General features: G+C 68.3%; 9 protein-coding genes. 4 read left to right on the forward strand and 5 right to left on the reverse strand.

Annotation, left to right across the window (positions count from 1 at the left end; genetic code table 11):
- The first annotated feature begins 2 nt into the window (after window positions 1–2).
- Entirely contained in the window at window positions 3–1,340 is a 1,338-nt protein-coding gene (locus tag Q8Q85_09025; GenBank protein ID MDP3774395.1) for a Gfo/Idh/MocA family oxidoreductase, read from the forward strand.
- On the opposite strand, the gene Q8Q85_09030 is transcribed toward Q8Q85_09025, so the two are convergent.
- Window positions 1,335–1,808, reverse strand: coding sequence for a transposase (locus Q8Q85_09030; GenBank protein ID MDP3774396.1), 474 nt, complete (start codon window positions 1,806–1,808; stop codon window positions 1,335–1,337). The genes Q8Q85_09025 and Q8Q85_09030 overlap by 6 nt on opposite strands.
- Here Q8Q85_09030 and Q8Q85_09035 point away from each other — a divergent pair.
- Window positions 1,764–1,991 (forward strand): DUF433 domain-containing protein, encoded by a 228-nt coding sequence (locus Q8Q85_09035; protein ID MDP3774397.1) that lies wholly within the window; start codon window positions 1,764–1,766, stop codon window positions 1,989–1,991. The two genes, Q8Q85_09030 and Q8Q85_09035, sit on opposite strands and share 45 nt — an antisense overlap.
- Window positions 1,992–2,243: 252 nt before the next feature.
- On the opposite strand, the gene Q8Q85_09040 is transcribed toward Q8Q85_09035, so the two are convergent.
- A complete protein-coding gene (locus Q8Q85_09040; protein MDP3774398.1) occupies window positions 2,244–3,026 on the reverse strand; it encodes a DUF1080 domain-containing protein in 783 nt (260 codons plus the stop codon).
- Window positions 3,027–3,203: 177 nt separating this feature from the next.
- Here Q8Q85_09040 and Q8Q85_09045 point away from each other — a divergent pair, with 177 nt between their 5' ends.
- The gene (locus Q8Q85_09045; GenBank protein ID MDP3774399.1) at window positions 3,204–5,663 is read left to right on the forward strand and encodes a DUF5916 domain-containing protein; all 2,460 of its coding nucleotides are present in this window, start codon (window positions 3,204–3,206) and stop codon (window positions 5,661–5,663) included.
- 1 nt (window position 5,664) lies between these two features.
- Here Q8Q85_09045 and Q8Q85_09050 read toward each other — a convergent pair whose 3' ends face one another.
- Genes Q8Q85_09050 through Q8Q85_09060 form a run of 3 tightly spaced genes read right to left on the reverse strand, consistent with a single transcriptional unit; the run spans window position 5,665 to window position 9,274 of the window.
- On the reverse strand, window positions 5,665–6,903 hold the full coding sequence (locus tag Q8Q85_09050; GenBank protein ID MDP3774400.1) for a Gfo/Idh/MocA family oxidoreductase: 1,239 nt from the start codon (window positions 6,901–6,903) through the stop codon (window positions 5,665–5,667).
- On the reverse strand, window positions 6,900–7,583 hold the full coding sequence (locus Q8Q85_09055) for a gluconate 2-dehydrogenase subunit 3 family protein (protein MDP3774401.1): 684 nt from the start codon (window positions 7,581–7,583) through the stop codon (window positions 6,900–6,902). The genes Q8Q85_09050 and Q8Q85_09055 overlap by 4 nt, the downstream gene beginning before the upstream one ends.
- Window positions 7,580–9,274: a GMC family oxidoreductase gene (locus tag Q8Q85_09060; GenBank protein MDP3774402.1), complete on the reverse strand. Its 1,695-nt coding sequence runs from the start codon at window positions 9,272–9,274 to the stop codon at window positions 7,580–7,582. Before Q8Q85_09060 ends, Q8Q85_09055 begins: the two co-directional genes overlap by 4 nt.
- A gap of 283 nt (window positions 9,275–9,557) precedes the next feature.
- Between Q8Q85_09060 and Q8Q85_09065 the strand changes: the two genes are divergently transcribed.
- Window positions 9,558–10,343: a hypothetical protein gene (locus Q8Q85_09065; protein MDP3774403.1), complete on the forward strand. Its 786-nt coding sequence runs from the start codon at window positions 9,558–9,560 to the stop codon at window positions 10,341–10,343.
- The last annotated feature ends 44 nt before the right edge of the window (window positions 10,344–10,387 follow it).

Here is a 10,387-nt window from a genome sequence, read left to right on the forward strand (position 1 = left end):
CCATGGCCCGCATCCCGCGTCGCACGTTCGTACAGGAGTCGGCGGCCGCCGCGGCGGCCTTCACCATCGTACCGCGCCACGTCCTCGGCCGCGGCCACCAAGCGCCGAGCGACACGGTCATCGTCGCCTGCATCGGCGTGGGGGGCATAGGCCGCAACGACGTGCGCGGCATCGCGCAGGCCGGGGCGAACATCTCCGCGCTGTGCGACGTGGACGACGAGGCGGCGGCCGAGTCGTACCGCGCCTATCCGCGGGCCCGCAAGTACAAGGATTGGCGCGAGATGCTCGAGCGTGAGCGCGACGTGGACGCGATCAACATCTCCACGCCCGACCACGGTCACGCGGCGGCGACGATGCTGGCGTTGCGGGCGGGCAAGCACTGCCGCACCCAGAAGCCGCTGACGCGAACCATCGCCGAGGCGCGCGCGATCCGGGACGCGGCGGCGCAGCGCCCGCGGCTCGTCACCCAGATGGGCAACCAGGGTCACGCCAACGAGGGCGTGCGCATCATGCGCGAGTGGGTGGAAGCCGGCCTCATCGGGACGGTGCGCGAGGTGCACATCTGGACCAACCGTCCCATCTGGCCGCAGGGCATTCAGCGTCCCACGGAGGCGCACAACCCACGTCCCTCCCTCGATTGGAACCTGTGGCTCGGCCCGGCGCCTGACCGGCCGTACAACCCGGCCTACGCGCCGTTCCGGTGGCGCGGCTGGTGGGACTTCGGCACCGGCGCCCTGGGCGACATGGCGTGCCACTTGATGGACGCGGCATACTGGATCCTGGACCTCGGCTACCCGTCGCACGTCGAGGCCGAGTGCTCGCAGCTGTTCACCGAGACCGCGCCCAGAAGCTCTCGCATCACCTTCAACTTCCCTGCCAAGGGGAGTCGTCCGGCGGTGACGGTGGTGTGGCGGGACGGCGCGCTGGTGGCGCCGCGGCCAGCGGAGTGGCCGGCGACGGAGCTTTGGCCGTTCGGTGACGACGGCGGACAGCTGTGGATCGGCGACCAAGGCAAGATGACCGCGGGGGTCTACGCCGAGAACCCGCGGCTCCTCGACGCCGCGCGCATGGCCGAGGTGACGGCGCATCCGTTGGAACAGCGCTACCCGCGCATTCCAGGCGGCGGGTATGCGGAGTTCGTGAACGCCATCAAGAACGGCACGCGAGCCGGCTCGGACTTCGCGAATCACGCCACGGGGCTGACCGAGATGATCCTGTTCGGCTGCCTCGCTCAGCGGCTAGGTGCAAGCCTCGACGTGGAACCGGCGACCGGGCGGATCATTACCTCGATCCCGGGCGATTGGGTGACTCCCACTTACCGGCGTGGGTGGAGTTTATGATTGGGGGTCCGCTACGGGGTGGCGCTGATGACAACAGGCTTGGAGCTGGTAGAGCGCGTCGAGCTGCCCCACGTCGGGCACGTTGAACTTCTCGAGCAGCCGGTCGATGCTGTTCTGGGCGCTCACGCATTTCTCGACCAGGCGGAGCCGGGTGCGCATGAGGTCGCGGGGCCCGCGCTGCTCGGGCCGGATCATGTGCGCTTCGGGGATGAGACCGGCGCGGAGCAGGACGGCCAGGACGTCGGAGTCGACCTGGTCGGTCTTGACCTTGGCGGCGCAGATGGCCTTGAGCCGGGTGGCGTGGGCGAGCACGAGCGCAACGCCCAGACCAGCGAGCACGTCGGCCCGCCAGTACCGGGCGCCCGTCGATTCGACGACCGCCTGGTAGTTATATTGCCCCGACGGTACAAGCCGGAGGCCTTTGTGGACTGGAAGCCCTACATAACTGCCGATCCCAACATCATGCACGGTGCCGTGTGCTTCCGTGGCACGCGTGTTCCGGTCACGGTGGTACTTGACAATCTGGCGGCTGGTGAGACTGCCGAACGCATCCTGGATCAGTATCCTACCCTGAAGGCAGAGCACCTTCCAGCCGCCCTTGCCTACGCGGCTGAGCTGGCGCGGGAACGCATCCTCCCCATTCCCGCCTAGTTGCTCCGGATGGCGCTGCGTTTCAAGCTCGACGAGAATCTACCCCGTGAGGCGGAAGCGGTATTCCGCGCTGCAGGTCACGATGCGCACTCCGCGCTAGCGGAGGGCTTGGCCGGTGCTCCAGATCCCAGAGTATTCGACGCCTGTCAGAGTGAGCAGCGGATCCTCGTCACCTTCGACCTGGACTTTGCGGACATTCGGCTATATCCGCCCGAAACCCATGTTGGGCATCTGGATTCTTCGCCCAGCCATTCACTCCGGCAGCTCCTTCACCCAGATGTTGCGGTAACGGATGCGATTCCCGTGATCCTGGAGCACCAGCGGCAGCCGGTCGGCGTGAGACCGGTAGGTCGCGACCGTGGCGTGCACGGTTCGGCCCGTGATCTCCGTGTTGTCCTGCACCAGCACGCCGTTGTGGAACACCGTGATGCGGGCCGGCTGCGCGAGGGATCCGTCGGCGTTGAAGTGCGGGCGATGGAAGACGATGTCATAGGTCTGCCACTGGCCAGGCGGGCGTGAGGCGTTGACGAGCGGCGGGCTCTGGCCGTAGATGGCGGCCGCCTGCCCGTCGGCGTAGGTGTCGTTTTGGTACGAGTCGAGCACCTGCACTTCGTAGAGTCCCATCAGGTACACCCCACTGTTGCCGCGCTCCTGGCCTTCGCCGTGGGGCGGCGTCGGTGTGGCCCACTCGATGTGAAGCTGCACGTCCCCGAAGACGCGCCGGGTGTGGATGTTGCCCGTGCCCGGCGCGCATTCGATGTAACCGTCACGCGCGTTCCAACGGGCCGGCGTGCTGTCGTTGCCTGCCCATTCCGCGAGGTCGCGGCCGTCGAAGAGCACGATCGCGTCCGAGGGCGGCGGCACGGGCGGGCGCCCGTGGCCTGGGTTCACCACCGGCGGCCGAGGACGGGCCATCGAGTGCACCGGCCATTCGGCGGCCTGGGCCAGTAGCCCTACCGGCACCGCGGCCAGGACCGCGACGGCGCTGAGCACGGCGCGTGCGGCGGGAGCCGCCGCTCTGAAGAATGCGTTCATGATCTCAGAAGGAAACGCCCCGCACCCCATTGTTCAACCTTTCGGCCCTCGCGAGCGTCCAAGTACCAAAGCCACCAGGGAACCACCATGCCGTCGTTGGCGTTATTGCTAGCCCTCGCGACCCAGACACCGCCCCAGACGCCGGCCGGGGCGCCACCCCGCCCCGCCGCGCCGAGCGTGGCGACCACCGCGGCGGTGCGCGCTGCCCGGCCGCCCGTCCTGGACGGACGCGACGATGACGAGGTCTGGCGGTTGGCCACTCCCATCACCGAATTTCGGCAGTTCTCGCCGGTGGAGGATGCCGAGGCGCGATTCTCTACCGAGGTGAAAGTCGCGTACGACGCGCACAACTTCTACGCCTTCGTGCGCGCGTACGATCCGCACCCCGACAGCATCCTGCGGCTCCTCTCCCGGCGCGACGTGCGCTCCGCGTCGGACCAGATCAAGATCCTCATCGACTCCTATCACGACCGCCGCACCGGCTACGAGTTCGCGGTGAACCCGGCGGGCGTGAAGCGCGACTACTCGGTCTCCGACGACGGCGACGAAGACGGCGCCTGGGACGGGGTGTGGGAGGTCGCGACCACCGTGGACTCCCTCGGCTGGACGGCCGAGTTCCGCATCCCGCTCTCGCAGATGCGCTACACCCCCTCGGAGACCAACACCTTCGGGTTCGGCGTGTGGCGGGACTTGCAGCGCACCACCGAGCGGTTCAGCTGGCCGGTCTACCGGAATTCACGGCCGGGCCTCATGTCCCAGCTCGGCGAGGTCACGGGCCTCACCGGCCTGGCCTCGCCACGGCGGCTCGAGGTGAGTCCGTATGCGGTGACGAAGAACGTCTCGACGACGTCGGCGACCGGCTTCGACCGGGACCAGCGGCTGACCGCGGGCGCGGACCTCAAGTACGGGCTGACGTCCAACCTCACACTCGACGCCACGGTGAACCCCGATTTCGGACAGGTCGAGGCGGACCCCGCGGTGCTGAACCTCTCGGCCTTCGAGACCTTCTTCGGGGAGCGGCGGCCGTTCTTCATCGAGGGGACGGGGATCTTCCGCTTCAACGTGAACTGCAGCCAGGTGAACTGCAGCGGCGAGGGGCTGTTCTACTCACGCCGCATCGGGCGCTCGCCCCAGTTGGGGGGCCTCTACGGCGACGCGAGCTCGGCTACCTCCTCGACGATCCTGGGCGCCGGCAAGCTCACCGGTCGGCTGCCCGGCGGCCTGACGCTCGGCGTGCTCAACGCGGTGACGGCGCGCGCGGCCGGCACATCAGACCGCACCATCGAGCCGGCGACCAATTACGCCGCGGTGCGGGTGCAGCAGGACTTCCGTCACGGGGAAAGCGGGATCGGCGGGATCGTGACGGCGGTGCGGCGCGACGTGGACCAGTGGACCGAGCCCTACCTGCGCGGCAGCGCCTATGTGGGCGGCGTGGATTTTCGTCACCGCTTCCTCGGCGGGAAGTACCAGGTCTCGGGCTCGCTCGACCTGAGCCGCGTGACGGGAGCGGCGCCGGCCATCGCCGCGACGCAACGGAGCTCGGTGCACTACTTCCAGCGGCCCGACGGCGGCCTCACCTACGACTCGACGCGCACCTCGCTCGGCGGCGACGCCGAGGAGCTGTTCTTCGGGAAGGTCGGCGGCCGCGTCACGCATTTCGAGACCACCTACCAGCGCCGGTCGCCCGGATTCGAGATCAACGACATGGGATTCCTGCGCCGGGCCGACCAGCAGAGCTGGAACACCTGGTTCGGGCTCTCGGGCAATCGTCCGACGCGGGTGTACCAGCGGGCGTCCTGGAACTTCAACTGGTGGCAGTACTGGACTGCGACCGGTCTGGCCACCGAGCGCGCCTTCAACTCCAACCTGCACGCCCAGCTCAACAGCCGGTGGTGGGTGCGCGCCGGCGGGACCCTGGGACAGCTCGGCGGCGTCTCATGCGACCGCTGCACCCGTGGCGGTCCCAACCTCACCGTGGATCCGTACCTCTCCGCCTGGGGCGGCGTCGCCGGCGACGACCGGAAGATCATCGTGCCGGAGCTGTGGGTGAACTACTTCAGCGGGGACGGGGGGCGCTCGGTGTTCCGGAACGTAAACCCCTTCGTGAGCCTGCGCGTCTCCACCCGGTTCTCCACCAGCATGGGGGTGAGCTATTCCTGGAACACCGACGACTCCCAGTGGTTCGGCAATTTCACCGACGCGGGAGGGACGCACTATACTTTCGCGCGCCTCATGCAGAAGACGGGCTCGGTCAACTGGCGGGTGGACTACACGCTGTCGCCGACGCTGTCGGTGCAGCTGTACGCGCAGCCGTTCGTGAGTAAGGGCACCTATTCGAACGTGCGGGAAGCGTCGAACCCGGGGGCGTCGCGCTACCAGGACCGCTACCAGCCCTACCGTGACACTGCGCTCGCCAATAACCCTGGCGGTTTCAATTTCAAGCAGTTCCGCTCCAACACGGTGCTGCGGTGGGAGTACCGGCCCGGCTCGACGCTGTTCCTCGTTTGGACGCAGGGCCGGCAGGATTTCGCGGGCGCGGAGGGGTCGAACTCGTTCGGCGGGGACTTCCGCGATCTCTTCGACACCCGCCCCGACAACACGTTCCTGGTCAAGGCGTCCTACTGGCTGAGCTGGTGAGCTAGGGCCTCCACGTCCCCTTGGCGACCTTCGGCACGAAGTCGTCGAGCCCGCGCGGAGGGAAGGCCAGCGTCTTCCCCGATTCGGCGCTCAGGTAGGCCGCCATCAGGATGCGTACCACCTCGACGCCGTCGTCGAAGGTGAACCTCGGCTTCTCCTTGCCAAGGAACACGCGGACGAAGTGACGATCCTCCGCTTCGTATCCGTAGGCAGCGGGCTCGTTGGCCACGACGGGCATGAGCCCGATCTCCGCGTTCTGCTTCTCGACCAGGTCCTCGCCGGCCCTGCCCTGCACTTCCCGGCTGAAGAAGAGCTTAAGCCCGGTGTCGAGCGTGTTCCAGGACATCGAGTACTCGGGGCCCAGCAGCTCGGCCGAAAGGCGCAGCCCCGCGCCGACGAAGCTCCACGACGTGGTCGCTTCTCCTAGCACCGTCAGCCCGTCCTTCGTCTCGAACTCGATGGTCACGCTGGCGAAATCCTCGGCCGGCCGGCGCGCGTAGTCCACCGCCTTCCCCATCGAACGGGACAGCTTCGCCGCATACCGGGGACGCGTCCACTTGAGACTCGCGATATGGCCGGTGATGCGCTTCACCTTCACCGACCCGAGCGGCTGCCCCGGCTCCGTCAGCAGATGCCTGACGACCAACGCAGAGTGGCACATCATGTCGTTCAGCACGCCGCCGCCCTGGAGCTTCCCTTGCCAGAACCAGGGCGTGTGCGGACCGCTGTGTTCCTCGGCGGCGCGCGCCAGGTAGGGCCGGCCGGTGAGCTTCGCGCCGCGCGCCCAGAGGAGCGCGCGCCCGGCCTCGACCTGGGGGGCGAATACCTGATTCTCGAGGTAGCCGTGCTTGAGGCGCGCGCGCTTCACCATTCGCGCGACCTCACGTGCCTCGGCCACGTTGCGGGCGAGCGGTTTCTCGCAGGCGATGCCGACCAGCTCCCCCTTACCACGTTCGAGGGTGTCCACGATCTCTTCGACGTTGGCGATGCGGGCGTGGTTCGGGCCGCAGAGCCAGATGGCCCGGATCGCCGGATCGGCGACCATCGCGGCGATCGAGGGATACGCCTTCGCGCGGCCCACATCGAGTCTGCGTGCCAGCCGCGCCGTTTCCGAGGCGTTCGCGGAGTTGGGGCTCCACACGCCAAGCACGTCGGCGTCGCGCACGCCCTGGAACGCCTGGAGGTGGAACTTCGCGTTGAAACCGCTCCCGATGATGCCGATGCCGAGACGCTCGCTCACGGGCGGGATCCTCGCGGTCGGCGCGACGCATCGGCCCCGCCGTACCGGCGATCCCACTCGGCATAGCTCACGCCCAGCTCACGAAGAGCCTCATCCGGCGCGCCGAGCCAGACCGGAATGAAGACGTTGCCGATGTAGCCGAGATCCTCCACTCCCATCCGGCTCGAGAAGAACGCCGAAGCAGTGAGGTCGCGGACGCGGTTGAAGAACTGGGCGGCCGGGCGCAGCTCCTCGCGCGCCCGAGCCGGCCACGCGATGTCGTCGAGCACGGCGGCGCGCTGCGCGTCGTCGCACTGCACCAACGGCTTCTGGAAGCGCCTCCCGCACTCCTCGTCGAACCACCGGAGGCCGTCGTGCCACGCCTGCTTCGCCTGATCGCCCGACTCGGCCAGGACGAAGTCCATGTACTCGATCGAGCCGGCGTCGGTTGCGCCACCGGATTTCTCGTCGTGCGGGATCACCATGTCGGCGAGGACGCGCACGGTAGCAAGCTCGGTTTCGTTGAAAAAGCGCCAAGAGGCCTGCCCTTGCGCGGTCCACTTCCGGAACCGCTCCCAGGTGGGCGAGCCGACCCCGTACGCCGCCATGGCGCCGAGCCCCATCGCCTCGATCGCCTCCCGCCTATCCATCTCGTGCGAACCGAAGGTACCGCTCCCCGCTCCCCGCTCCCCGTCTTTCATATCTCCCTCCGCCGCATCGCCTGGCTGATGTGGTCGCACGTCCGCCACGCCAGCGCCATGATGGTCCAAGTCGGATTCTTGTCCGCCTGCGAGACGAACGGCCCGCCGTCCGCGACGAAGAGGTTGGGGACTTCGTGCGCCTGGCAGTTGGAGTTGAGCACCGACGTCGCAGGGTCGCTCCCCATCTTCGTTCCGCCCAGCTCGTGGATGATCCTGCCGCCCGCGGCGATGCCGTACTCCTGCTCACGCGTGGGCATGGAGGAGAAGACCTGTCCGCCCATCGCGTCCACCAAGTTGCGGAAGGTCTGCTGCATGTGGCGGACCTGGTTGTACTCGTGGTCGGTCCACTGCCAGTGGAAACGCAGCACCGGAATGCCCCACCGGTCGCGCACGTCGGGGTCGAGCTCGCAGTACGAGCCGTCGTTGGGGATCATCTCTCCTCGGCCCGAAAAGCCGATCGTCGTGCCCCAGTAGCGGCGGTAGTCGTTCTTCAGGGTGCGGCCCCATCCGCCGCCGTTGGGATAGCGGTGGATGCCGCCGAAGAACCCCGCGCCCGGCTGGCCCAGGCCGCCCCAAACCTCGATGTGGTAGCCGCGCGGGAAGTCCAGTTGCCGATTGTCCAGCCACCACGGCATGTAGACGTGGCCGCCGCCGACGCCATCCTCGTTGTAGCGCTTCCGGCCGACGAGGCGCGGGATGAAGCCGGCGACGTCGGTGCCCGTCGTGTCGGTGATGGCTTTCCCGACGGCGCCGCTCGAGTTCGCGAGTCCCTGCGGGAATCGCGACGACTTCGAGTTGAGCAGCAGCCGCGCCGACTCGCAGGCGCTCGCCGCGAGCACCACGACGCGCGCGCGCACGCGCTTGTCCCCTCCGTCGGTCTTGTCGATGTACTGCACGCCGGTGGCGCGCCCGCGGTCGTCAACGGTGACCTCGCGCACCATCGCGTTCGTGACCAGCGTGAGGCGCCCGGTGGCGCGGGCGGGCGCCAGCAGCACGTTGGTGCTCGAGAAATTCGCGTGAACCGCGCAGCCGCGGTTGCACTGGCCGCAGTAGTGGCAAGCCGCGCGGCCGTTAAGCGGGCGCGTGAGGATCGAGAGCCGCGCCGGGACGCACGTCACGTTCAACCGTTTCGACGCGTCCATCACGAGCAGCTCATACGCGCGTGGCCGGGGCGGCGGCTGGAAGACCCCGTCGGGCTGGTTGTGCAGCCCCTCGTTGCTGCCGAAGAGCCCCACCAGCCGATCGAGGCGGTCGTAATAGGGCTTGATGTCGTCGTAGGTGATGGGCCAGTTGGGGGAGAGTCCGTCGAGGTCGCCGCGGCGGAAGTCGTCGGGGCCGAAGCGGAGGGAGATGCGGCCCCAGTGGTTGGTGCGGCCGCCCACCATCCGCGCGCGCCACCAGTCGAACCGGGTGCCCTCCGCCCGCGTATACGGCTCGCCGTCTATCTCCCAGCCGCCGATGCAGGCGTCGAATTCGCCGAAGGGCCGTTCGCGGGTGGAGGCGCCACGCCGCTGGGTCGCGTAGTTCGGCCGCATCATCGCGCCGTCCGTGGCATTGTCCCACGGGCCACCGGCTTCGAGGATGATGACTCTCGCGCCGGCCCGGGTGAGGGCGTAGGCGGCCATGCCGCCACCGGCACCGGAACCCACGATGCAGACGTCGTAATCGTCGCGCTGGGACTGAGGTCGCACAGGGTCTCCTGACGGGATCGGGCGTGGATGACCCCTATAGGGTAGCGCGCGGAGGGGTGGTTCAGGAAGAGGGCGGCCTTGGGTCTTGCGTGCCGAAGGCGGACGTTGCATCGTGGAGGTGGCGGCGATCCACGCCCAACCTCTTCGACCCTCCCCCAGCGGGGGTCCTTGTGAGGCAAAGGGGGGCACACTCCCGGATCGGCATCGCAAGGGCCTTTGGCGCCGCGGGCGTCGCTGCTGGGGGGCGTGTACCGTGGCTTCACCAAAGGACTGAGAGACCACGATGCCGACCAACAAGGATTTCAAGCGCCTGGTTCGCGGGCGCATGAAGAAGACGGGCGAATCCTACACCGCCGCCCGCTCACACCTCCTCCGACAGAGAAGCAACCCCAGCCGCAAGGCCTCGATCTCGCGCGGCGCGTTTGCTTCGCGCGCCTCGGTCGCGACCGCCGCACCATTCACGCCGGTCATTGCCGAGCCACTGGTCACTTCCGCCACAACCGACCTCGCCCGCATCGCAGGGATGAGTGATGAGGCCGTCAAGAAGGCGACCGGCTGCCCGTGGGCCAAGTGGGTCAAGGCGCTCGACCACGTCGAGGCGTACACGTGGCCGCATCGCGAGATCGCCGACTACGTCCACGAAAAGTACAAGGTCCCGGACTGGTGGACGCAGATGGTGACGGTGGGCTACGAGCGCATCAAGGGGCTGCGGGCCAAGGGCCAGCGCCGCGGCGGCGGATACGAGGCGACCAGGAGCAAGGTCTTCCCCGTGCCGCTCGGCCGGCTCTATCGCGCCTTCCACGACAGCCGCACGCGGGCGCGCTGGCTTTCCGGCGTGGCGCTGAAGGTGCGCACGGCGACCCGTGAGAAGTCCATGCGGATCGCCTGGCCGGACGGGACATCGGTGGAGGCCTACTTCACCGGCACGGGCGCGGCGATGAGCCTGGTCCAGATCCAGCACCGAAAGCTGGTGGACCAGGCCGACGCCGCACGACGCAAGGCGTATTGGTCGGAGCGGTTGGCCGCCCTGGGCGAGATCCTCGCGCCGGCGGTGAAGAAGACGGCGTAGAGAGTTACAGCAGGCGCTGAAAAAGGGCCGGTCCCGGGTGGGGC

The sequence above is a fragment of the Gemmatimonadales bacterium genome (genome assembly GCA_030697825.1).
Classification (GTDB): Bacteria; Gemmatimonadota; Gemmatimonadetes; order Gemmatimonadales; family JACORV01; genus JACORV01.

Bases quoted from the DNA above. Each gene is read 5' to 3' on its own strand.
- Q8Q85_09025 (MDP3774395.1), top strand. From the start codon at position 3: ATGGCCCGCATCCCGCGTCGCACGTTCGTACAGGAGTCGGCGGCCGCC.
- Q8Q85_09040 (MDP3774398.1), bottom strand. From the start codon at position 3,026: ATGAACGCATTCTTCAGAGCGGCGGCTCCCGCCGCACGCGCCGTGCTC.
- Q8Q85_09055 (MDP3774401.1), bottom strand. From the start codon at position 7,583: ATGAAAGACGGGGAGCGGGGAGCGGGGAGCGGTACCTTCGGTTCGCAC.
- Q8Q85_09065 (MDP3774403.1), top strand. From the start codon at position 9,558: ATGCCGACCAACAAGGATTTCAAGCGCCTGGTTCGCGGGCGCATGAAG.